The 23,822-nt window shown below is 71.9% G+C and carries 17 protein-coding genes; 4 read left to right on the plus strand and 13 right to left on the minus strand.

The genetic code is table 11. The features are described 5' to 3' along the window. Positions 1-108 precede the first annotated feature (108 nt). A complete protein-coding gene (locus ABZT87_RS30640) occupies positions 109-945 on the minus strand; it encodes an alpha/beta hydrolase (RefSeq protein ID WP_355139880.1) in 837 nt (278 codons plus the stop codon). Positions 946-992: 47 nt separating this feature from the next. Then, the gene (locus ABZT87_RS30645) at positions 993-1,556 is read right to left on the minus strand and encodes an alpha/beta fold hydrolase (protein ID WP_355139882.1); all 564 of its coding nucleotides are present in this window, start codon (positions 1,554-1,556) and stop codon (positions 993-995) included. Positions 1,557-1,895: 339 nt separating this feature from the next. Between ABZT87_RS30645 and rph the strand changes: the two genes are divergently transcribed. Continuing rightward, on the plus strand, positions 1,896-4,526 hold the full coding sequence (gene rph, locus ABZT87_RS30650; protein ID WP_355139884.1) for a rifamycin-inactivating phosphotransferase: 2,631 nt from the start codon (positions 1,896-1,898) through the stop codon (positions 4,524-4,526). Here the strand turns inward: rph and ABZT87_RS30655 are convergent. From ABZT87_RS30655 to ABZT87_RS30690, 8 genes are all read right to left on the minus strand, one after another. Next, complete coding sequence (locus tag ABZT87_RS30655; RefSeq protein WP_354856201.1) at positions 4,517-5,458, minus strand: hypothetical protein; 942 nt, start codon at positions 5,456-5,458, stop codon at positions 4,517-4,519. The genes rph and ABZT87_RS30655 overlap by 10 nt on opposite strands. A 132-nt stretch (positions 5,459-5,590) precedes the next feature. Then, complete coding sequence (locus ABZT87_RS30660) at positions 5,591-6,646, minus strand: enediyne biosynthesis protein (protein WP_355139886.1); 1,056 nt, start codon at positions 6,644-6,646, stop codon at positions 5,591-5,593. Continuing rightward, positions 6,643-8,613, minus strand: a complete 1,971-nt coding sequence (locus ABZT87_RS30665; protein ID WP_355139888.1) for a CRTAC1 family protein — start codon at positions 8,611-8,613, stop codon at positions 6,643-6,645. Before ABZT87_RS30665 ends, ABZT87_RS30660 begins: the two co-directional genes overlap by 4 nt. Positions 8,614-8,707: 94 nt before the next feature. Further along, complete coding sequence (locus tag ABZT87_RS30670; protein ID WP_355139890.1) at positions 8,708-10,066, minus strand: cytochrome P450; 1,359 nt, start codon at positions 10,064-10,066, stop codon at positions 8,708-8,710. Further along, complete coding sequence (locus tag ABZT87_RS30675; protein WP_355068024.1) at positions 10,063-10,602, minus strand: flavin reductase family protein; 540 nt, start codon at positions 10,600-10,602, stop codon at positions 10,063-10,065. Before ABZT87_RS30675 ends, ABZT87_RS30670 begins: the two co-directional genes overlap by 4 nt. Then, positions 10,599-11,039, minus strand: a complete 441-nt coding sequence (locus ABZT87_RS30680) for an acyl-CoA thioesterase (protein WP_039905788.1) — start codon at positions 11,037-11,039, stop codon at positions 10,599-10,601. The genes ABZT87_RS30675 and ABZT87_RS30680 overlap by 4 nt, the downstream gene beginning before the upstream one ends. A gap of 2 nt (positions 11,040-11,041) precedes the next feature. Further along, entirely contained in the window at positions 11,042-16,828 is a 5,787-nt protein-coding gene (locus ABZT87_RS30685) for a type I polyketide synthase (protein ID WP_355139892.1), read from the minus strand. Next, positions 16,825-17,808, minus strand: coding sequence for a DUF1702 family protein (locus tag ABZT87_RS30690; protein WP_354856207.1), 984 nt, complete (start codon positions 17,806-17,808; stop codon positions 16,825-16,827). The genes ABZT87_RS30685 and ABZT87_RS30690 overlap by 4 nt, the downstream gene beginning before the upstream one ends. A 323-nt stretch (positions 17,809-18,131) precedes the next feature. Here ABZT87_RS30690 and ABZT87_RS30695 point away from each other — a divergent pair, with 323 nt between their 5' ends. From ABZT87_RS30695 to ABZT87_RS30705, 3 genes are read left to right on the plus strand one after another with little or no spacing between them, the layout of a single operon-like run. Next, positions 18,132-18,662 (plus strand): DUF5987 family protein, encoded by a 531-nt coding sequence (locus ABZT87_RS30695; protein WP_355139922.1) that lies wholly within the window; start codon positions 18,132-18,134, stop codon positions 18,660-18,662. Then, entirely contained in the window at positions 18,659-20,296 is a 1,638-nt protein-coding gene (locus tag ABZT87_RS30700) for a GMC family oxidoreductase (RefSeq protein ID WP_355139894.1), read from the plus strand. The genes ABZT87_RS30695 and ABZT87_RS30700 overlap by 4 nt, the downstream gene beginning before the upstream one ends. Next, positions 20,293-21,282 carry a carboxymuconolactone decarboxylase family protein gene (locus tag ABZT87_RS30705; RefSeq protein ID WP_355068032.1) on the plus strand — a complete coding sequence of 330 codons (990 nt, stop codon included), beginning with the start codon at positions 20,293-20,295 and terminating at the stop codon, positions 21,280-21,282. Before ABZT87_RS30700 ends, ABZT87_RS30705 begins: the two co-directional genes overlap by 4 nt. Before the next feature lie 57 nt (positions 21,283-21,339). Here ABZT87_RS30705 and ABZT87_RS30710 read toward each other — a convergent pair whose 3' ends face one another. The 3 genes from ABZT87_RS30710 to ABZT87_RS30720 all read right to left on the minus strand — a co-directional run bounded on the left by ABZT87_RS30710 (position 21,340) and on the right by ABZT87_RS30720 (position 23,805). Beyond that, entirely contained in the window at positions 21,340-21,789 is a 450-nt protein-coding gene (locus ABZT87_RS30710; protein ID WP_355139896.1) for an SCP2 sterol-binding domain-containing protein, read from the minus strand. A 36-nt stretch (positions 21,790-21,825) separates the two neighbouring features. Next, entirely contained in the window at positions 21,826-22,809 is a 984-nt protein-coding gene (locus tag ABZT87_RS30715; RefSeq protein WP_355139898.1) for a DUF1702 family protein, read from the minus strand. Between the two features lie 195 nt (positions 22,810-23,004). Next, a complete protein-coding gene (locus ABZT87_RS30720; RefSeq protein ID WP_354856212.1) occupies positions 23,005-23,805 on the minus strand; it encodes a TIGR03084 family metal-binding protein in 801 nt (266 codons plus the stop codon). Positions 23,806-23,822: the final 17 nt, after the last annotated feature.

A 23,822-nucleotide genomic window follows, 5' to 3' on the forward strand; every position in this document is an offset into this window, starting at 1 on the left:
AGTTCTAGCTTGGTCGCTGAACCAACTACCGGAGACCTCTTCAATTAGCGACCACCGCCACGCCCAATATCGAGGCCCTACGAAACACGGCCTAGGCGGGCGTTGACCCTAGGCGCGGGCGTTCGTGGCCAGGAAGGCGAGCAGCAGGGCCGCCGTCTCGTCGGGGTACTGCACGTGCGGGTAGTGACCCGCGCCCTCGATGACCTCGAGGCGACCCAACCCGTCCGGCAGCGCTGCCACGATCGCCTCCCCCTCGGCTCGCGGGTCGGCCCAGTCCGGGTCGAGCGATCCCTCGACGATCAGGGCCGGGCAGCGGACGTTACCCAGCTGCGCCCCGGCGTCGACCGGCGCCGACTGGCCCATCTTGCGCATCGCCGCCATCCGGCCGGGCTCGCGCATCATGGCGTCGATCCGGGCCGTGCGGGCAGCCCAGTCGGCCGGCTTTTTCGCCGGGTAGGCGATGTCGAGGTAACTGCGCCAGAGCGGCACGCTGCCCAGCAGGCCGGTGCCGAGCAGCCGGGCCATGCCCTTGCGGTAGCGGGCGACCCGCAGGTCACCCAGCTTGATCGACTGCTTGCGGGTGAAGGGGGTCAGTTCGACGATGCCGGTGATCAGCTCGGGCGCCTGGGCGGCGGCGATGGTGGCGGCCCCGCCGGAGATCGAGTGGCCGACCAACACGGCCGGACCGCCGAGGTGGCGGATCACCGCGAGCAGATCGCCGGCGATGTCGGTGCGGCTGTAGGAGGGCCACTGCGCGCTCGACTCGCCGCAACCCCGCAGGTCGACGGCGGCCACCCGGTAGCCGGCGGCCACCAGGCGCGGCACGACGAAGCGGTACGCCTCGCGGCTGTCACCCATGCCGTGGGCGAGAACGACGAGCGGCCCGGAGGCACCGGTCACCTCGTACGCCAGGGTGCCGCCATCGACGGTCAGGTACTCGGTCATGGGATCCTCCATGCTCGGCTAATTGCGTTAGCTTCAAGCTAATGCAATTAGCCAGACGTGTCAAGCCTGATCACCTTCGCCACGTCACCGAGGTCGTCGTTCAGTTGGTGATCGCGCCCCGGCAGCCGGTACACCCGCGCCTGCGGGAGCACGCCCGCGTACAGGTCCGCGTGCGACGGCGGCGCCGTCTCGTCCTGGAGCCCGTGAAACACCCGCACCGGTACGCCCCGCGGCAGCCGGGCACCGAGGTCGTGCGGCAGCTCGAACTCGTCGCCGGGCCAGCCGCCCGCGCCGACGAACGGGGCGGCGATCAGCACGATCATCGCGAGCTCCCGCTCGGGTGGCCGCTCGGCGAGCGCGTGGACGAGGATCGCCCCGCCCACCGAATGGCCCACGACGACGGCGCCGTCGTCCAGCGCCGCGATCTCCCGCCGGATGGCGGCGCTCCAGGTGGCGTAGCTCGGGTCGCCCTCGTCGGGCATCCGCGGGTAACGAACCTCGTACGAGTCCCCGAGCCCGCGCCGCAAACTGTCGACCAACCTGTTGTCCCACTCGTCGTGCGTGCCGGCGCCAGCGCCCTGAACGAACAGGATCTGCGCGGTCGCTGCCATGACGATCTCCTCTCGCGTGCTCGCCCCGGGTCGGGTTCGACACCCGGTGCAGCGTCGACGCGGCGCCGTGCGCCGGCAACGGTGTGTGCCGCGCTGCCGCGGGGCGCTTCGACGGGGATCGTGCGGCGCGTGCAGGGCCGACGGGGACGTGCCGGACGGCCTGCCGCGAGGGCGGAATCAGGCACGAATCAGCGGAACGATTTCATTCACAGCGGGAAGAACACCACTGCCATCCGCTCCCACTTTAACGTATATCGCAACGGGGGTCTTGCCGCAAGACCCGGGTCTTGCCGCAGAATCGTCCGCCGGACACCGGAATGGACGAAGAAACGGGGCGCGATGATCGACCAGTATGTGCGAGATCTCGACGAGGTCGACGAGACGCAGGTCGCGATCGTCGGCGGCAAGGGCGCCCGTCTGGGGGCGTTGTCGCGGATCGCCGGCATCCGCGTACCGGCTGGCTTCTGCGTGACGACGGACGCCTTCCGACGGGTCATGGCCGAGGTGCCCTCGATCGACGATCAGCTCGACCACCTGTCGCGCCTGAAGCCCGACGACCGGGAGGCGGTCCGCGACCTCAGCGCCCAGATCCGCCGGGCCATCGAAGGGGTTGCCCTGCCCGACGACGTGGCGGCGGCCATCAGCCGGGCGCTCAGCCAGCACGGCGAGGAAGCTGCCTACGCCGTCCGATCCAGCGCCACGGCGGAGGACCTGGCGACGGCCTCCTTCGCGGGCCAGCAGGACACGTACCTGAACGTCAGGGGTCCGGCGGCGATTCGCACGCACGTCAGCCGGTGCTGGGCCTCGCTCTTCACCGAGCGGGCGGTCACCTACCGTCAGCGCAACGGCATCGACCACCGCGCGGTCCACCTGGCCGTTGTCGTGCAGAAGATGGTGTTTCCGCAGGCGGCCGGCGTCCTCTTCACGGCCGACCCCGTCACGTCCAACCGGAAGGTCGCGTCCGTGGAGGCCAGCTTCGGCCTCGGCGAAGCCCTGGTCTCCGGGCTGGTGAACCCGGACTCCTACCGGGTGCGCGACGGCGCGATCATCGACCGGACGATCGCCAGCAAGCGTCTCGCCATCGAGGCGCTGCCCGCCGGCGGGACCACGAGGCAGGCGATCAGCCCAGAACGACAGGAGCAGCCGGCGCTGACGGACGCGCAGGTCCTGCGGCTGGTGGACGTGGGCCGGCGGATCGAAGCGCACTTCGGCCACCCGCAGGACATCGAATGGTGCCTGGTCGACGGTGACGTCGCGATCGTGCAGAGCCGGCCGATCACGACGCTGTTCCCCGTCCCGGCGGCCCAGGACCGGGAGAACCACGTCTACCTCTCCGTCGGGCATCAGCAGATGATGACCGACGCCATGAAGCCGTTGGGGCTCTCCATGTGGCAGCTGACGGCCATGGCGCCGATGCACGAGGCCGGCGGGAGGTTGTTCGTCGACGCCACCCGGCTTCTGGCAGCGCCCGCGAGCCGTGCCGGCTTCCTCCGGATGGCGGAGAGGTCCGATCCGTTGACCAGGGACGCGCTGGAGACCGTCCTCGCCCGCCCCGACTTCGTTCCGACGCTCCCGGACGAGAATCCCAGCGGCCCGCCCGTCGGCGGCACGCCCGCCCCGATCGAGAACGATCCGGCGATCGTCACCGAGCTGATCGAGCGCAGCGAGGCGTCTCTCGCCGCCCTGCGACGCGACATCGCGACGGTGACGGGCCCGGCGCTGTTCGACTTCCTGCCGAAGGCGTTCGGGGAGCACAAGCGGATCCTCAGTGATCCCTTGAGCATGCAGGCGATCATGGCGGGGATGGAGGCCACCTGGTGGCTCAACGAGCAGCTGTCCGAATGGCTGGGCGAGAAGAACGCCGCCGACACCCTCACGCTGTCCGCCCCGGGCAACATCACGTCGGAGATGGGCCTGGCACTGCTCGACGTCGCGGACGTCATCCGACCGCATCCGGAGGTGGTGGCCTTCCTGCGGGACGTCGAGGACGACGGCTTCCTCGACGAGCTGCCGAGGCTCGCGGGCGGGACCGAGGTGCGCGACGCCATCCGGGCCTACCTCGACCGGTACGGCATGCGCTGCGTTGGCGAGATCGACATCACCAGACCGCGTTGGAGCGAACGCCCCACCACGCTCGTACCCCTGATCCTCGACAACATCAGGCTCCTCGAACCGGGCGCCGCCGGGCGGCGGTTCGAGCAGGGGCTTCAGGAGGCGCAGCAGAAGCGCGAGGCGCTGCTGGAGCGGCTGCGGGCCCTGCCGGACGGGGACCGGAAGGCCGACGAGACCACGCGGATGATCGACCGGGTCCGCACCTTCATCGGGTACCGGGAGTATCCGAAGTACGCCATCATCAGCCGCTACTTCGTCTACAAGCAGGCCCTGCTTCCGGAGGCCGAGCGCCTCGTGCGGGCCGGCGTGCTCCGCGAGAGGGACGACATCTTCTATCTCACCTTCTCCGAGCTGCGCGACGTCGTGCGGACGCACCAGGTCGACGACCACCTCATCCAGCGGCGGAGGGACGCGTTCCGCTGGCACCGGACGCTCACGCCGCCCCGGGTGCTCACCTCCGAGGGTGAGGCCATCGCCGGGGCGTACCGGCGCGACAATGTGCCGGCCGGCGCGCTGGCCGGCCTCCCGGTCTCCGGCGGGATCGTCGAGGGCCGAGCCCGCGTCCTGCTGGACATCGCCGAGGCCGAGCTGGAACCCGGCGACATCCTGGTCACCTCCTACACGGACCCGAGCTGGTCACCCCTGTTCGTCGCGGTCCAGGGCCTGGTGACCGAGGTGGGCGGCCTCATGACCCACGGGGCGGTCATCGCCCGGGAGTACGGCCTGCCCGCCGTCGTCGGGGTGGCGGACGCGACCAGGCTGATCCGCGACGGGCAGCGGATCCGGGTGCACGGCACCGACGGGTACATCGAGATCCTGTCACCGCCGAACGACGCCGACACCCGCGCTCAGTTGTAGGGCATCGTCGGGAACCAGCCGTAGCCGAACATCGCCGGCACCCGGACGGTCCAGTAGACGAGGGTGAAGACGCCCAGCGCGAGCAGCAGCGACCCGGTGACCGCGAGGGTGCGTGCCGGTCGCGCGGACAGCCAGCGGATCAGCCCTCCGCGGGTGGCGAGGACGACGAGTGCGAACAGGATGCCCACGATCGCGATGTTGCCCAGCGACTGCAACACGAAGGCGGCCGACCCGTACAGGGGGTTTCCGTTGTCGGCGGCCCACTGGAAGAGCTTGTGGAACAACGGGTACGGCCGGCCGATCAGGAAGGCGCCGACCAGCATGCCGAGCACGAAGACGCGGGCGAACGGGCGGCGCGCGAACGGATCGGGGACCTTGTCGAGGGCCGCGAGACCGAGGTAGATGAACGCGAGACCGATCAGACCGAAGACCACCACCGACTGCACGAGTCGTACGGGCATGCCACCGGCGGTCGTCGCCGTCGACAGCTGCGGCAGCGAGTCGCCGAGCAGGACTCCGACGAAGCCGTACGTGGCGGAGACGACGACCATGCCCAGCGCCAGCAGGCCCACCGGCCGGAGCATGAAGCGCAGCCCCGCCGCCGGTGTGCCGCCGGCGCCGGCGTGTGTCATCGGCCCGATCGAGGCGGCCATGGCGATGTTGCAGGCCGTGAACGTGCCCGCCAGGCCCGAGACGAACGCGAACAGCAGGCCCGCCGCGGTGCCGCCGATCGCGGTCGCCTTCGCGTCGTGGCCCAGCAGGGTGTTGGCGACGTTGTCGCCGATCGTCTGGTCGACGAACTGGTACGACCAGAGCAGGGACAGCGCGATTCCCGCGAGCACACTGCCCACGATCAGCGCGCCGCGCCGGTCCGAGCGTGCCGGCGTCGGGGTGGCCGCGTTCGGCACGGCAGGTCGTTGGGTGGCGGTCATGACAGCCTCTCTCGAATTCTGCGACGGCAGGATGCGCTGACTGGCTCTCCGTCCGTGGCCCGGCCGGGCCGTCCTCGCACTGCGGATCTCCGCCTGGGAGGACTGCCGGCCGGGCCACGCGGATCGACAGGGTCAGCGGGCGATCGGCAGCTCCACCGCCGCTGGCGGTGGCACCGGCTGCACCGCGGTGCGGGTGCCCCGCCGCTCGGCGAGCCACCTGCCCCACCAGAACAGACCCCGTGCCAGGCACACGATCGTGACCGCGAAGAACAGGGTGTAGACGACGTTGAACAGCATCAGGACGCCGTACACCATGGCCACCGAGGCGCCGAACATGAACTGGAAGCGGGGCTTGGAGGGCGTGGTGCCCGGATCGGTGATCATGTAGTTGGTGAACAGCACGAACGCCACCCCGGTCATGATGCTCAGCGCCGACCAGAGCTGTACGTCCCAGACGAAGTGCCGGATCAGGGCCTGGATGACGAAGCCGCCGACCCAGCCCACGATCAGCGCGACCTTCTTCGTGAGCATCGCGTTGAGGATCGTGCCCGCGGTGAGCACCACCATCGGGATGAACATCCGGAAGACGTCGGGCACGTTCTCCGTGAAGTGGTACGGCGGCGCGACGTTGACCCAGGAGAACGCGAGCAGCGTGATGGTGATGCCGAAGTTCGACGGGTTCATGAAGTGCCGCATGCGTCCGGCGATCGGGGCCTGCAGCACCGCCTTCTGCCCGACGGCCACGACCACGGCGAAGGCGATCGGCCAGAACAGGTCGTTGGCGTACAGCAGCATGTTCGCGGCGAGCGCGGTGATGTGGGTCGGCAGCAGGAACGTGTAGACGCCCCACGCGCCGTTGCCGCTGTAGGCCGGTCGGCGACCCAGGGAACGGGCGGCGACCGCCTCGATCGCGAGCTCGACCGTGTACCCGATCGCCAGGGCGAACAGCGGCCAGGTCCAGGGCTGCTCGAACCCGAGCACCGTGTAGCCGAGCACGTTGAGGATGGACATGGAGATGGCGAAGTTCCGCAGGGCCAGGTAGCGGGGGTCGCGCTTGTCGACCCGGGGTACGGGCGGTCGCCGGTCGACGCCGGCCCGGGCCCGGTCCGGCCCGCTGCCGTTGCGGGTCGCGTCGGCGACCTCGGCCGTGGTGGTCACGCCCACCGGGGCGCGTTTGACGTCCGTCATGGTGTGGTCAGCTCCTGGGCTCGGTCGGTGAGCGTGAGGTCGTGCCATCCGGCGGAGAGGGGCAGGGTCTGCTGATGCTGGACACCGTCGAGGTCGCGCCAGCTCAGTTCGACGGTGACGGGCGTGCTGCCCTGGTCACCGAGGCCGAAGAACAGGTCGAAGCTGCGCTTGCCCGAGTGCCCGCCGCCGCCGTCGAGTTGGGCGAGCTGGGTGCGGCCGTCGGCTGTGGTCACCCGAGCCTGCGCGCCGTACGCCGGGGTGCGGGCATCGTTGCCCGTGGCGGCGCCGAGCGCGGGCCGGTGCAGCCGCAGCCCGAGGAAGTCGCCGACCTGCGCCTTGGTGTTGTGGTAGTAGGCGGGCGGCCCCCACTGGCGTGCCACCGCGAAGTCCTGGCGGCCGTCGCCGTCGGTGTCACCCACGGCGACACCGCGGGTCGGGGTACGGTCGTCGAGTCCGAGCTGCGGGCTCAGGTCGACGTAGCGGCCGTTGTCCTCCGGTGCCCAGAACGCCAGCGCGTTGGAGCCGGCGATGTCGTCGCCCGGCTGCGCGTTGGGCCACATGTCCGGCTCCCGCAGCATCAGGTCGTTGCTGGCGGCCAACTCCTGCAGCCAGTTGAACCGGTTGACCGTGCCCTTGACGAAGCCGCAGGACTGCACCACGACGAGCCGTCCGCTGTTGTCGAAGTCGGCCATCTTGACGTCCCAGCCCCAGCCGACCCAGGCGAGGTTCTTCGCCGATGCCTTGTTCTCGAAGGGAGCGATGCCCTTCGACAGCCGTTCCCGCGCCTCCTGGGGGTTGGCCGCGGTGTTCTGCCAGACGAAGTTGCTCTCCTCCAGCCCCCACGACTCGGTGATGTTGCTGACGAAGGCGTCGAACCGGCCGCTGCCGCGCAGATCGGCGAAGTCGACGGCCATCCCCTTGAACGAGTCGTGGCCCACGACCAGCGACTTGGGGTCCAGCGGGCCGCGACGCCCCTCCGCCAGGGCGAACCTGATCCGGCCGGGGGCCGACACGTTGTGGAAGAAGCGGTCGTTGCCGAAGTCGTTGGCGAGGTACAGCTCGGGCAGCAGATCCCCGTCGAGGTCGGCGGAGGCCGACGCGAGCGTCCATCCGGTGGCGTACCGGGGGTCGATCGCGCTCTGCTCCTCGTAGGTGACGCTCGGCTCGGCGCCGGTGGTGGCCGCGGTCCAGCGCAGGATGTGCGCCCCGCCGGCGTTCTGGGCGCGGGACATGGAGTGGTTCATCTGCACGTTCGGCAGGCCCTGCGCGTCGAGCACCTGGGAGTCCGGGAAGTAGTTGAAGATCCCGATGTCGGGCCGGCCGTCGCCGTCGAAGTCCGCGACCGCTGTGGCGTTGGTGTTCCACAGCGGCCCCCGGTAGCGGCCGTCGGTGGTCTGCTGCTGCGGGATCAGCTCGACCGGGTGGTACGACGCGAGGCTCAGGCTCGCCGCGTTTCCGGTCTGTAGGAACACGACCGGAGTCCGTCCCCAGTAGACAACCAGCAGATCCGTCCGGCCGTCGACGTTGAAGTCGCCGGGTGTGCAGCCCATCGGGGCGATCGCCGGTCCCATCGGCAACGGCGCCGGGTCCAGCACGAACGGCGCGTAGCGGGCGCCACCGCCGGGCGCCGGAGTCACGATGGCGCTGTCGCTGCGGGGGTCGACGAGGCAGAGGTCGTTGGCGCCGCCCTGCCCGTCGAGGTCGTTGACCGCCACTCCGGCGCCGACCGACGAGATCCAGGACCGGATGTGCTCGTATTTCGGGTTCACCGTCCGGATCGTGCGCTGCGGCAGACCCGGCGGCAGGGCGATGGGCAGTTCGGTGAACGCGAACTGCGACGCCATCGCGCGCCGGTCCGCCGCGGATGCGGACGGCAGCCGCGAGATCGTGAACAGCCCCGCGACGAGTACCAGGACGAAGACGACGGGAATGAGTCTGCGCAGCGGACCCACTGGTTTCGGTGGCAACGATCCCCCTCGGGTGGTGCCCGACCCGGCCGGGTCGGGCGTTCGGGTGGTGCGGTCGTGGGTGACAGCGGTCCGCGGTCACCCGGCGGTGTCCTCAGTCCGCCGGACGCACGGTCATCGGCAGGCCGCCGCGTATGCGCAGCGACAACATCGGCTCGGGTACGACGTTGTGCGTGGCGACCGTCGTGAGCGTCAGGTCCCGGGCCAGTACGGCGAGGACGAATGCGGCCTCCATCAGGCCCAGGTGGTTCCCGACGCAGAACCGCGGCCCCGCGCCGAACGGGATGTAGGCGTACCGCGGGCGGTCGGTGGTGCGGGCCGGGTCGAAGCGCTCCGGATCGAAGCGTTCGGGCTGGTCCCAGAAGTCCGGGTGCCGGTGCAGCGTGTAGGGGCAGACCAGCACGTCGGCGCCCGCCGGCACCGCGTACCCGCCCACCACGTCGGCGGCGAGCGCCTTGCGGGGCAGGATCCACACCGGCGGGTACAGCCGCACCACCTCGTCGATGACCATCGCGGTGTACCGCAGCCGGCCCAGGTCGTCGAAGGTCGGCAGCCGGTCGCCCAGCACCGCGATCGCCTCTTCCCGCAGCCGGCGGCGCACTTCGGGATGCCTGTCGAGCAGGTAGAGCGCCCAGCTCAGCGTGCTGGCGGTGGTCTCGTGCCCGGCGAGCAGCAGGGTCACGAGCTCGTCGCGCAGCCGCTGCCGTCCGACCCGGGGGTCGGGCTCGGCCCGGGCCGACACGATGAGCCGCGACAGCACGTCGTCGCGGTCACCGGTGTGGCTCCCGCGCTCGGCGACGAGCTGGTCGACGATCGTCTGCAGACGACGGCGGGCACGCCGGAACCGCACCTGACGCGGCAGCGGCACCCAGGGCGGCACGGCGCTCAACGACGCGAGCTCGAACATGGCCTGGTCCTGCACCACGGCGAAGTCGCGCCCGATCGACGGGAACCTCCCGAGGTCGGTGTCGAGCAGCGTGCGCCCGAGCACGCCGAGAGTCAGACCCGTCATCTCCTGGAGCACGTCCACCGGGCCGTGGCGGCCGAGCGTCCGCAGCCGGCCGACGAGGGCCGCCGCCTCCTCGGCGACGATGCCGGCCTGCTGGGCGATGCGCCGGCTCTGGAACGCCGGCTGCGCCACCCTGCGCTGCTTGCGCCACAGCTCACCCTCGCTGGTCAGCAACCCGTCGCCGAGCGCTCGGCGGGCGTGCACCAGACCGATGCCCTTGTGGTAGTTGGCCGCGTTGTCGGCGAGCACGTGCTTGGCGTGGTCGGGGTGGTTGAAGAAGTAGAGCTCCTTCGGACCGACCGGCAGCAGCGCGACGTCGCCGTAGCGGGCGGCCGCCGACGTCATCATGCCGAGGCGGTCGCGGCCCATCGTGATGAGCATGCTGACGGCCGACGCGCGCGACGGACCGGGAAGGGACGGCGCCGACCGGGTGACGGCGGTCATGACGTCACCACCGCCGACGGCGTCCTCTCGAGCCGACGGAACCGGCCACCGAGGAACACGAGGGCCTCGCCGTCGCCGTCGTCGTGCCGGCGCATCCCGCACGGACGGCCCAGGAAGATCGTGTGATCTCCCCCGTCGTACGACCGCCAGAGCTCGCACTCGATGTGGGCGGCGGCGCCGCCGAGCAACGGCGCCGCCGTCCGCGCGCCCGGCCGCCACTCGGCGAACTCGAACTGCTCCTGCCCGAGCGGGCGGCGTCGGTCGGCGTAGTAGCGCGCCACCGCCTCCTGATCGGCGGCCAGCACGGAGACGCCGAACGCGCCGGCCCGGCTGAGCGCCTGGTGCATGAGGGCGTCCCGGCCGACACACACCAGGATCAGCGGCGGATCGAGGGACACCGCGCTGAACGAGTTCGCGGTCATGGCGTGCGGCTCGTCCCCGCCGACGCTGACCACCGTGACACCGGTGGCGAAGGTCCCGCAGACGCGGCGCATCAGCACCGGGTCCGTCAACTCTTCCGTACCGAAGGTCGTCATCGCCGGACCCCGGCGGCGGCGTAGGGTTCGAGAGCGCGTTCGAGCGCTTCCGGGACCCGGGTGGGAACGGTCCGGTTGTTCGGGCCGCGCATGCAGGCGACGCGCTGGGCGCCGCGGGCGACGAGTGTCTCGCCCGCCGGTCCGGTACGCACATAGTCGAAGCCGAATTCGAGCTGCGTCTGGGCCAGTTCGAGCAGTCGCATCCGGACGGCGATCTCGTCGAACGCGGTGATCTCGGCGAAGAACTCACACTCGACCTTGAGCGTGAACAGCTTGAGGTCGTCCTGCAGGTCGGCGAGGACTGTCGGAGCCCGGTCCTTCAGGAACATCTCCCGGCAGCGGCCCTGCCACCGCAGGTAGTTGACGTAGTAGACGTTGCCGACGATGTTCGTCTCCTCGAACCCGACGGTGTGCCGCAGCTCGTAGTAGCTCTCCATGCTCATCCCTCCGCACCGGCCAGAACAGTGATGACGACTCGTCCGTCGCTGCCGCGCAGGCTCGTGACGAACGAGGCGGCCCGAGCGCCGCCGGCGGCGAAGAGCACCCAGCCGGGACGGGCCGTACCGCCCAGGACGAGTGGGCCGCGCATCGGCAGGCCGGCCTTCTGCATCGCCTCGACCGCGGTCCAGACCCGGGTCGAGGCGGTGTCGGCGTCCTCGCCCGAGTCGCCGGCCAACTGCTCGGCGAGCCCGGCGTGGGGGCCGAGCAGGCCCTTCCACTCCTCGGGGCTGCGCCGCGCCACGCTCTCGAGGTCGCAGCCCAGGACGCCCGCCCCGGCGACGGCCAGCGTCACCCCGGCGCCGTGCGCGATCGAGACGGTGTGCTCCCCGGCGACCTCGGGCCGACCGTCCGGCCGGTAGGTGATCTCGACCGGCCGCCCGAGCGCCTGCCCGACGGCGCGGGCGCTGTCACGTCGGCGCGTGGCGGAGCGCTCGCCGGGCTCGGGTGCCGGGGCGTCGGGCTCGATGGCGACGGCGACGCCGGTGAGCCCGAGGTCTCCCAGCCCACGCTCCAGGTAGGGGCCGAGCAGCGGCGCCACCCACGGGCCGGCGCCGTCCTGCTTGCGGACCGCGCGCAGCCGCAGTCCCTCCCACCGCTCGACGGTCATCCCGGACTCCGTGCGCAGGGCGATGTCGTAGACGTACGTGTCGCCGTCGCGCTCGCGTTCGGTGGCGCAGTACCGCAGCTCGCGGGCGGACGACAGCTTCTCCCCGCCGGGGTGGATGCGTTCCACACCGACGGGCAGCAGCGTGGCGTCCGGCACGCACACCTGGTTGCCGTGCATGAGCGCGTCGCGGACGCCGGGGTCGCCCAGCAGCAGCGTCGCGGAGACGTACGGGGCGAACCACGCCGTCGAGTCGTCGGCCTCCACGATCGCGTCCACGTGACGGGCGGCGGCCCGGTGGTACTGCCGGATCCGCTGGAACCGGCCTCCCTGGAACAGGGTGCCGCCGTACAGGTCGTCGAGCGGGGCGATCGAGGCCGGCGCGAGACCGTCCGGCACCTGGTCCGGAGGGCCGTCGGGCACCGTGTCGGCGCCGAGGCGCAGCCGGGCGGTGAAGTGATCGGCGGTGAAGCCGGTCTCCTCGCTGCGGATCGCCACCTCGACGACGTCGTCGTCGGTGACCAGGGCAGCCACCCGGATCCTCGTGTGCCCGTGGGGCGCCACGATGATGGGCCGCAGGAACTCCGCCCGCTCGATGACCGGGAGGACGTCGGCGCCGGAGAGGGCCGCGGCCACCTGCGCCATGGCCTCCATCCCGAAGACCGCGGGGAACAGCAGGTTGCCGTCCAGGTCATGATCTTCGAGGTAGCGGTCGGTGCCGACGTTGAGTTCCGTCTCCACCACGAGTTCGACCTGGTGGTAGCGGATCAGCGCGCGGTCGACGAAGCGCAGCAACGGCAGCGCCGGCTGGTGGTACCGGACCGTGTGGATGCCCTCGGTGCGGCCGCTGATCACCACCACGACCGGCGCGGTGGTGTCCGCGACCAGACGCCGCAGGATCGCGACGCCCTGGTCGGGGGTGATGGGCGTGACGCCCTCGCGGCTGAGCGACTCGACGACCGACAGCCGCTCCCCCATGCCGACGCCCGACCAGACCGACCACTCCAGGCATCGGGTGCGGCACTCGGGGTACGCCCGGGAGAAGGCCGTGGTCTCCTCGGCCAGCCAGTCGTTGGCGGTGGCGTAGTGCGCTTCGCCCCGCAGCCCCGCCCGGCCGATGATGCTGCCGAGCGTCACGAGCAGCCGGAGCCGGGGCTTCTCGACCGCGTCGAGCACCGCCCGCAGGCCGTCGACCTTCGGTGCCAGGGTGTGACGGAACGCGGCCGGGTCCAGGCTCGCCAGTCCGGCGGGTTCGTTGCGGCCGGCGCCGTGCAGAACACCGGTGATCGGCCCGAGTTCGGCGGAGAGGTCCCGCACCGCCTGCCGGACGGCGGCGGCATCGGTGACGTCGGCGCGGGCGTACCGCACGGTGACGCCGGCGGTGGCGATCCGGGCCAGGTTCGCGGCCAGTTCGGCGTCCTCGGCGGGGTCGGAACGGCCCAGCACCGCCAGGCTTGCGCCACTGTCGGTGGCCAGGGCGAGGGCGCACTCGGCAGTGATGCCCTTGCCCCCACCGGTCACCAGCAGCACGTCGTCCGCGCCGAGCGGGGCCTCCGCCGTCGCGGGGCGTACCGGCAGCGCGCGGAGCGTCGGGACGCGCCGCACCCCGTCGTCGTAGTGCACCTCGGTGAAGCTGGTCGTCGCGGCGACCTCCCGCACCACCAGCTCCACAGCCGAGTCAGTGGTGGCCGGCAGGTGCACGACGGTGACCAGCACGGACGACGCCTCAAGATGCAACGTCCGGGCGATGGCCGCCGCGCCCCGACCATGCCCGACCAGGACGAAGCGGGTGCTGCCGGCGGCGAGGGCCTGCTGCGCTCCCCGCAGGGCCGGCTCCAGTTGCTCCTCGGTGCAGTCCGGTGGCAGGCAGACCAGAACGCCGCCGCCGAGCCCGGCCTGTTCGAGCGCCGCGGCGAGGGTCGCGGCGAACGGGTGCTCCGCTGACGCGTGCACGTGCCACGGACCGTTCGCGGCGGTGGCGTCGCCGGGAACCGCCGGCAACGGCACCTCGTCGAGGTCGAGCCGCCAGGGCCGCGCCCAGCCGGCCACACCCGCCACCACAGGCGTGGCGGTGGCGTCGCTGTCCCGGGCCGTACGCGCGAGGGTCTCCATCGTCGCCGCGAGTTCCCGGACGGTGGCGGTCGCGAAGTTGAGCGGCATCTGCGCCGGTGGCAGCTCCAGACGCTGTGCGAGCTGGTTGGCCACCTGACCGATCGTGATCGAACTCAGGTGCAGGTCGTCGAGCAGGCGGCTGTCCGGCCGGACGAGTTCGATCGGCAGCTCGGCGCGCTCGGCGGTGAGCCGCCGCATGAGGTCCTCGGTGGACTCCTCCCCCACCCCGACCGCATCGACGGTGGTGGTGGACGGCGGCGCCACGGCCGGCCCGCGCTCGATCGCCGCGCTGAGCTCCGGCGCCTGCTCGCAGGGGCTGGTCAGGAAGGAGAACGCGGCGCCGACCTCCAGCGGCCGCACGAACCGCCCGTCGAACAGCGCCGCCGGGGCCGGGGCCGCGCCGACGACGTACGCGGCGCCGGCGACCCGCAGCAGACTCGCGAGCGAGTCGTTGTCGGTGTCCACGGCGACCGCCGGGACGTCCGTGACCGTCGTGGCCAGCCCCGTGAGCACCCGCCCGGGCCCGACCTCGACGAACAGGTCGGTGTTCTTGGCGGCGAACGCGACGGCCTGGTTGAACAGGACCGGGTCGGTGATCTGGCGGCGCAGGAGGCCGCGCACGTCGGTGCCGGCGGGCAGCACCTCACCGGTGACTGTGGAGACGACCCGGGCGCCGACCTGGTGGAAGGTCTCGCCCGCGAGGGCGTCGGCGAACGTGTCCGCGGCCGGTGCGACCAGCGGGGAGTGGAAGGCGTGCGAGACCCGCAGCCGCGTCGCGCTCAGGCCGGCGGCCCGAGCCTTGTGGCAGACCGCCTCGATCGCGTCGACCGACCCGGAGACGACGGTGTGCTGGGGCCCGTTGTAGGCGGCCACGACCACCGGCAGCCCCGCGATGATCCCGTCTACCGTCTCGGGGGGCGCCCCGATGTCTGCCATCGTGCCGGCCTGGCTGTGCCCGGCCATGGTCCGGCCCCGGACGCCGGCGACGCGCAGGAGCGTGTCCTCGTCCATGACGCCGGCCCACTGCAGGGCCACGATCTCGCCGAGGCTGTGCCCGATCGCGGTGGACGCCTCGATGCCGAGCAGCGCCAGGGCGTGCTGCCCGGCCAGTGATCCGGCGACGATGCGCGGCTGGGCGACCTCGGTCGCGACGACGTCGCTGCCGGTGGGCAGCGCGGCGCGCAGGTAGACGTCCTCGACCTCGGCGAACCGCCGCCGCAGCGCGCCACCGCTGATGCCGCGTCCGGAACCCTGCCCCGGGAAGAGGAAGCTGATCCGGGCCGGGCCGCTGACGTGTCCGAGCAGGAACCGGCCGTCGGGGCGGATCAGTGTCGTCTCGCCGGATTCGACGGCCTCACCCGCCGCGGTCAGCAGCCGCTGCGCCTCCTCGGGTGACGAGGCCACGACCGCGGCCCGGAACGGCCGGTCCTGCAGGTCGCGGTGGAGCGTCGCCGCGAGATCGCCCAACTCCGCGTACGAGATCGCGGACACGAAGGTGCCCAGCTCGGCGAGCCGAACAGCCAGTTCCGGCGCGGAGGCCGCGTCCACCAGCAGCAGCTCCGCGTCCTGGGCGGAGGCGGCCAGGGTACGGACGCGGCGATCCGGCACGGGCCGGCGCGGGCCGTGGCGTTCGAGCACGACGTGCGTGTTGATGCCGCCGAAGCCCATGGCGGTGATGCCGGCCCGCACCGGGACCGCGCTCGGCCACGCTTCGGCCTTGCGCAGGGTGCGCAGCCGGGCGCCGTCGGCGGTGAGAAGCTCGTGGGGGTCGACGGAGCCGACGCTCGGGGGAAGCACCTCGTGGTGCACGGCCATGGCGGCGCGGATGAAACCGGCCACCCCGGCGGCGGCCTTGGTGTGACCGATCATCCCCTTGACCGAGCCGATGACGGCCGGCGGCGCGTCGGGATTCGCCGTCTCGCGAGCGCTGGACAGCGCGGTGAGCTCGGTGGTGTCCCCGACCTTCGTGCCGGTGCCGTGACCCTCGAACAGCCCGACGGTGTCGATGCCGAAACCGGCCCGGCCGTACGCGCGGTGCAGGGCGAGCTGGTAGCCGTCGACCTCGGGCCGGGTGATGCCACCGCGGCCGTCGGACGAGACGCCCCAGCCGGCCACCGAGGCATAGATCCGGTGACCTGCCTCGGCGGCCTCGTCGGCGCGCATCAGGACCAGCATGCCGCAGCCCTCACCCGGCCAGAACCCGTTGGAGGCGCGGTCGTAGACCCGCATCTCGCCGCTGGCCAGGGCGCCGGTCTTCGCGAAGCCGATGACCTCGAACGGGTCGATGGACAGGTCGACACCGCCGGCGATCGCGACGTCCAGTTCTCCGTCGAGCAGTGCCCGGCACGCGGTCACCACGGACAGCAGCGAGGACGAGCAGGCGCCGTCGACGGTGTAGCCGCCACCCTTGAGATCGAAGTGGTTGCAGATGCGTCCGGCGATCGTGTTCGACAGGGCGCCGGCGAGCGTGTCCTCGTTCACCGGCGGGAACGGGCTCTTGTACGCCTCCTCGTAGGTGGCGAGGAAGGCGGACAGCTTCTCGTCGTCCCAGCCCTCTGCCCGCAACGCAGCGGCCACGGTCCGCCGCACGTACGGCCAGCGCAGCCGCATCTGGTTGGCCCGGGAGAACTCGCCGGTCAGCGTGTTGCCCACGATGACGCCCGTGCGCTCCTGGGGCAGCCCCTCCCCCGCCGGGAAACCCGCGTCGGCCAGTGCCGTGGCGGCGGTCTCCAGGGCCAGCCAGTGGGCCAGATCGGTCGACCGGTACGTGCTCCCGGCGACCTTGTAGCCGACCCGGTCGAACTCGTAGCCCTCGATGACGGCGGCGTTGCGGGCGTAGAAGCGGTCCGGGGCGGCCGGGTCGGCGTCGAAGTAGTCGTCGGCGTTCATCCGGACGTCGGGGAGCCGCCGGAACGCCCGGCGGCCCGCGATCGCGTTCTCCCACAGTTCCTGCGGTGAACGGGCGTCGGGGTAGCGGCACGCCATCCCCACCACGGCGATACTGGTCATTGCTCACTCAGCTTTCGTGTCGCTGGCGACGGGTCGAAGGCGTTCCTGATGCGCTGGCGCCACACCTCGTAGGCGGGCAGGACGTCGTCCGGGGGCAGCCCGACCCGCGCCTCGTCGGTCACCCGTGTCGCGTCGCTCACCGTCATGCCGCAAAGGACACGGGTCGCCAGCTCGTTGTGCGGCGTGACGAGATCGGCACGCAGCCGGGCCGCGGCGCCGAACGACGCGCCCTGCGCGAGGTCCGGCCGGTACGTCCCCGCGCACTCGGCGAGCCAGGTCAGTTCCCGCTCACTCGCGCCGCCCGCGTAGCAGACGGCGAGGCCGGCCCCGGCGTACAGGTCGCGCCGGCGGTCGGCGGGGAACGCGTCGAGGAGGCGGACGAGCTGCTCCGGGTCCGTTCCGGCGACGAACCAGCAGGCCCGGCCGATGCCCTGGTCGATGGCGCGCACCGAGTAGTCCCGGGGGCCGTCGGCAGGCCACGCGAAGGTGGACGGCCGACGCCGCTGGCGCACGTACCGGTCGGTCCTGAAGTACGCCTCGTGGAACCCGTACCCGTCGAGGACGAGCCAGCGCAGCAGCGGGTCCGGGGCGTACAGCCGGGGCCACAGCAGACGCGGCAGGCGGGCCATCGCCCAGCCCACTCCGACGTACGCCATGTAGACGTGCTCGTCGTGGTCGGCGAGGAACCGCGCGACGTGCCGCGGACGCCCGGGCAGGGCGTCGCGGATGGCGAAGGCCATCGCCGCACCCTCGTAGGCGAAGCCCCGGTACGCGGCCGGCGTGGCCTCGACCGTGGGTGCCGCATCTGCCGGGCCATTCGCCTCCGCGGCCGCCCCGAATCCGTGCAGGAACGAGCTACCGACTGTTTCGAGGCGCTCGCGGGCCTGCTCGTTCTTGAGATGGAATCCGCGCGTGCTGACTTTGGTCTGCCCCACGTCGGGGGTCATAATACGGCGTCGAAGTCTGGTCAATGAACTCATCGTATGCTCCGGCCCTCCCGCTGAGACCTCATTGTTACGCGACTATGTGGAGCGAAACTTCTCCTGCATTGCGGCGGTCGCCGGCGGCGTCTGGGGATCGGCATATTTCCGCTGCTCACCTGGATCGGTCAATGGTCGAGTGGATAGTGGACAGCGGGAATGACCATTACGGGCCGGTTAGCGCAACACAGGAGATGAACGCGGGGGGTGGCCCATACCACGATGACTGGCATCCGAACGACACCTCCGGAATTGACGTCCGGACTTCCGCAAAGGAGCGTGCCGTGGAATCCGACGAAGCGGCCGAACACCGGGTGCGCACGATGATTCTGGAGGCATTCGCCGACACCATCATCCCGGGCGAGAAACGCGGCCCTGACGATGCGGCGATCGCCGGCGTCGACGTCGGCGGCGGCGCCGTCACGGGCGGCGCGATCGAACTGCTCGAAGACCCCGCCGGAGGGCTGGCGCCGGCGCTCGACACGATCTGCGTGGAACTCGACGAGTACGCCCGGGAGCACGCCGCCGCCACGGGCCTCGACCTGAACCCGGACCTGCCGCCCTTCGTGGGCCTGCCGTTCGAGGCCCGGACCGCGCTGATCGAGAAGCTGACCAGCCCCGATCACCCGGACAAGCAGATGTGGGTGGGGCTGGCGCTCTTCTGCAACATGGCCTTCGACAGCGCGCCACACCTGCACACCGTGGACGCGTTGGCCGCCGGGCATCCGGGCCTGCTGGCAATGGGGTACGAGACGCCCGACCCGGACGGGCTCTGGCGGTTCCCCACGTTCTCGTACGGCCGGCAGCTCGCCAACCCACACCCGTCCACCACCGCCACGGGGAGCCCGGCATGACGGCCACCGAGTCCACCGACGTCCTGGTCATCGGCAGCGGCTTCGGCGGCGCCATCGCCGCGTACCACCTCGCCGCAGGCGGGGCCCGGGTGAAGGTCTTCGAGCGTGGCCCGTGGCTCAAGGCCGACGACTTCGAGCACGACTTCAAGCTGGGCGCGTCGTACACCCGGGTCTTCGACTTCGTCATCGGCGACGGCATGAGCGTGCTGGGCGGCAACTGCGTGGGCGGCGGCAGCGTGGTCTACTTCGCCACGATGCCGCGGGCGCCACGCTTCGTCTTCGAGCGCCACGGCAGCATCGGGCGACGCATGTGGCCCGCCGCCATCAGCCGCGACACCCTGGAGCCCTGGTACGACCGGGTGGCCGAGGCGCTGCCGGTGACCCAGCAGACGTGGGACCGGGTCCCGTACGCCGGTGGCCTGTTCGCCGCCGCCTGCCACCACGCCGGACGTACCGCCAACCCGGCGCCGTCGGCCATCGACGTGGACATGTGCACGAACTGCAACTGGATGATGGCCGGCTGCCGCTTCGACGCCAAACGCTCGCTGCTGCTCAACTACCTGCCGGCCGCCCTGGCGCACGGCGCCGAGATCCGGCCGCTGCACGAGGTGCAGCACCTGGTCCGTAACGCCGACGGCAGCTACCGGGTCCACTATCGCGTCGTCGACGAGGAGGACTACCGGATCCTGCACGGCGAGGGGACGATCGACGCGAAGATCGTCGTGATCGCCGCCGGCGCGGGCGCCACACCGGTGATCCTGCAACGCTCGGAGCCGCACCTGGGCCGGATGCCGTACGCGGTCGGGCGGTACTTCTCCGGCAACGGTGAGCGCCTCAACACGGCCGTGTTCGACGAGGATCGGGTCCGCGAGGTGCTGAAGCTGTCGCGGCCGGACGGACGGGCCTACGAGGCGTACCAGATCGGGCGAGGTCCGACGGTCGCCAGCTGGGACCGGCTCGACGGCGCCCTGCCCGAGTTCGAGCGCTACTCCCTCGAACAGCTCTACTTCCCGCCCGCGCTGGGCACGATCCTGGCGCAAGTGCCCGACGCGAGCCCCAGCTGGTTCGGCCGGGACAAGAAGGAGATGCTGCGCCGCTGGCAGTCGTGGCTGACGATCTTCACGATGTCGGAGGACGACAACGAGGGCGTCTTCGGCCCGCCACCGGAGACCGGCAACGCCCACCGCTTCTCCCAGCAGATGCTGGGCCACGGCCCGCTGCGGTACCGGCCCACGGCGAACACGTGGCGCGGATGGTCGCTGGCCGACGCCGACGTAAAGGACATCCTTGAGCGCGACGGGCTGTCCCGCGTGATGCCGTGGACGAACGACCTGGTGGGCGCGTACACCGTGCATCCCCTCGCCTCGTGCCGCATCGGCGACGACCCGGCGACCTCGGCGCTGGACGACCGCCACGAGCTGCGCGGGCACCCGGGCATCTTCGTGACCGACGGTTCCGCGGTGCCCGGCGCGTTGACGGTCAACCCGGCCTCGACGATCGCGGCCCTCGCCGAACGCGCCATGCCGGGCATCGTGCGGGCCGCGCGGGACCGCGGTGTCGAGGTGACCTACGGTGCGCCGTCGCCGGACGGCGAGACCGCCGGACGGCGTGCGGTCGCCCGCCTGCGGTCATGAGTTTCACGGTCGCCGGGCTCACGCGGCGGGCCACCTTCGCGCACCTGCGACACGTCTCCCCGGTACCTCCGGAGGCCGCGCCGGTGCGGGTCCGTCAGGTGTACGAGCAGGTCGAACGCGACTTCGGCCTGCTCGCGCCGCCCATCGCCCTGCACGCCGCCGCGCCGGGACTGCTCGCCGCGGCCTGGTGCATCCTGCGGGAGACCCTGCTCGTCTCGGGCACGACGAGCCGTCGGGAGCGCGAGGCGGTGGCGGCCGCGGTGTCGGCTGCCAACACCTGTCCCTACTGCGTGGACGTCCACCAGGCAGCCGTACGCGGGCTCGGGCGCCGGGGCGCCTCGCCGCCGCCGCTTCCGACGGTCCTGTCGCCGGAGCTGATCGGCGTGGCCGTCGACTTCCACTACCTCAACCGCATGGTGAACGTCTTCCTGCGGGACTCACCGCTGGCGGCGGTTCCCGCTCCCCTGCTCGGTGGCGCCCGGAGCGTCGCGGCACGGTTGATGGGTCGGCTGGCCGGCCGGGAGGCGGTGGCCGGGCAGTCCCTGCCATTGCTGCCCGGCACGGCCGGCACGGTGCGGCGCCTGCCGGACGACCTCCGCTGGGCGGCGGGGCTGCCACACGTCGCCGCCGCCATGACGGGAGCGGCGGCGGTGATCGAGGACGCCGGGCAGCGGTCGGTGCCTCCTGCCGTACGCCTGCTGGTACGCGAGTGCCTCGTCGACGACGACGCTCCGGACGACCTGGCGGGGGTGGCGGACTGGCTCGACTCACGGCTGGCGGGTCTGTCCTCTGCGGACCGGGCAACCGGACGACTGGCGATGCTCGTCGCCTTCGCCTCGTACCGGGTGCCCGACTCGGCGGTGGCCGCGGTCCGTGCCGAGGGCCACGACGACGCGGCGTTGCTCGGCCTGGCGGCCTGGGCCGCCCTGACCGCGGCACGCCGGCACGGCGACGCGCTCGCCACGGCGTACGAAACGGCGGGTTGACCGGCGAACGTCGGCCGGCCTCGGCCGGGGCCGGCCGAGCCGGCCGAGCCGGCCCTGTCAGACCTTCGGCACGTCGAACAGGGAGGGGAACTTCGCGATCAGCGCGAGGTCGCCCCGGGTTCGCAGTCGGCCCTTCATCGTCAGCACGACCGGATGCGCGTTGCCGGTCACCACCAGCAGGAAGTCGGCGCCGCCGATCGTCAGCGTCAGCTTCGGCTCGCGATCGGCGACGGGCGACACCCGGCACACCCCGTCCGCGATCTCCAGCTGGTAGCGGTCGACACCGCCGTCGGGCCGGTCACCGATCACCCAGTGGATGACCGCGTCGAGACCGGCGGCCCGGTCGGCCCGGAACACGTCCGGCATCCGCCGAAAGACCTCCTGCAACAGGGCGTCCCGGCGTTCCCCACTCATCAGCGCGCGGACGTCCGGCATCGGGGTGCTCTTGACGAAGATGGCGAGATCACGGGGCGCCAGCGCCGCCGGATCGGCGTTGTTGGTGGTCATCGAAGGCTCCTCTGGTCGTCGTCTTGCGCGCGGGGCCTAGCTGTCGCTGACGCCGGCGGGCTGAATGACCCGCTCACGGATCACCCGCCGCCACTCCTCGTAGGCCAGGCCGTCGGCGGGCGCGTCGACCGCCGCGGCATCGGCCAGCTCGGCGGCGGCCTCCGACGACAGGCCGGTCAGCGCCCGCGCCGCCGCGTCGGTGTGCTCCGGGCAGTAGCCCGCCCACGTCCGCGCCTTGGCCGCGAAGACCGCGCCCTGGGCGAGGTGCGGGCCGTACTCGCCGGCCAGCGACCGCAACGACTCGAAGCCCGCGGTGTCGCACCCGCCGGCGAACGTCGCAGCCAGTCCCACACCGCTCCACAGGTCCGCGCGGCGCGGGGCCGCGAAGCCGTCGACGGTCGCGGCCACCGCCGCCGGATCGGCCGCGTGCCGGAACCACAGCGCCCGGCCGACGCCCTGGTCGAACGCCCGCGGGAAGTAGTCGGCGTGCCCCTGCCACGGGTACGGCCGCGGCCGTCGCTGCCCGACGATCCAGGTGGCCTGGTCGAAGTACGCCTTGTCGAAGCCGTAGCCGTCGACGGCCAGCCAGCTCATCGTCGGGTGGTAGGGGATCCCGGTGAGGTCCGGCAGCACCTTGCGCCACAACACGCGCGGCAGCCGGGCCATCGCGAAGCCGATGCCGATGCAGGCGAGGAAGTAGTGCGGGCGCCCCGGCCCTTCCAGCAACTCACGGGTACGGGAACCGCCTGCCGTCGCATCGAGCACGGTGTAGGCCATCGTCGCGCCCTCGTAGGCGAAGCCACGACGTTCCGGGTCCACGAGAGCGAGCCGGCGTTCCAGCTCGGCGACGCTCGGACCCTCGATCCCCCACTCGAAGCCGCAGACCACCGCCTGCGGGATCGCCTCCAGGTGGACTGTGGTGGCGGAGGCCGTGACCGGGAATCCGAGCGCGGCGAAGGAGACCTGCTTTAGCGAAGGCGCGAGAACCATGCGGCGCATCGACCCGAACACTCTCGACATACCGGCCACCCTTCGTTCGGTGCCACGGCGGCGGTCACCGCGACGATTTCATCCTGGCCGGGTTTGAGGAGCCGCGCGTCTCCGAGCGTGCCCGGTCGGTTCCCGGCCCTGCGCTGGGCTTTCGGCGTGGTCCCGCATGGTCGGGTGGGACCGGCGTCGCCGCCGGGTGTGTCCACCCGGCGACGACGCCTCAGATCAGTTGGCGAACTGACCCGGCTCCCGGCCGGGGCCGGCGGGGCCCCGATAGGCCTGGGCGATCTCCAACCAGTGCGTGGCGACGTCCCCCTGGGCACGGACCGCGAGATCGTCGCGGTGCCGGCGGCGGGTGACCAGGAGGCAGAAGTCCTCAGCGGGCCCGGTGACGCGCTCCGGCGACTCGGCTGGGCCGAACTCCCACAGCGCGCCGGACGGCGCGGTGATCTCGAAGCGGAACTCGACGTCCGGGGTTTCGAGGCCGCGCGCCTGGTAACCGAAGTCCCAGGTCCGGACCGCGAATCCCACGATCTGCCCGATCCGGTCGGTGAACGTGCGCCGGACGCCGAGGGCGTCGGCGATGTCCTGGCCGTGGGCGAAGAGTTCCATCATCCCGGCCATGGCCAGCACCGCCGCCGGCAGCGGGCGCACCAACCACGGGACGAGCTGGTTCATCGGCAGGGCGCCCAGCGCCTTCTCGGCCCACGCCCGCTCCTCACGCCAGCGCCGCAACAACTCGGCGGGTTCCTCGGCGAGGTAGCCGGACAGTGCCGCGGTCACGTTGGCGTTGAAGTCGGCGCCCAGCCGTCCCGTCATGGCGACGAACTGGTCGGGGTCGGCCGCCGCGAGTCCGGCCATGCGGAAGGTGGCCGCGAGGTGGGCGATCTGGTGGGCGACGGTCCAGCCGGGCGCGGGGGTCGGCAGCGCCCACGCGGCCACGTCGAGGTCGCTGACCAGGCGGTCGAGGTCGTCGCCGTCGGCGGCCAGGTCGGCGATCACCTTGGGATACTGGTGTTCGGTCACTGTTCTGCCTCTCAGTT

The organism is Micromonospora sp. NPDC005237 (assembly GCF_040607775.1).
Taxonomy (GTDB): domain Bacteria; phylum Actinomycetota; class Actinomycetes; order Mycobacteriales; family Micromonosporaceae; genus Micromonospora.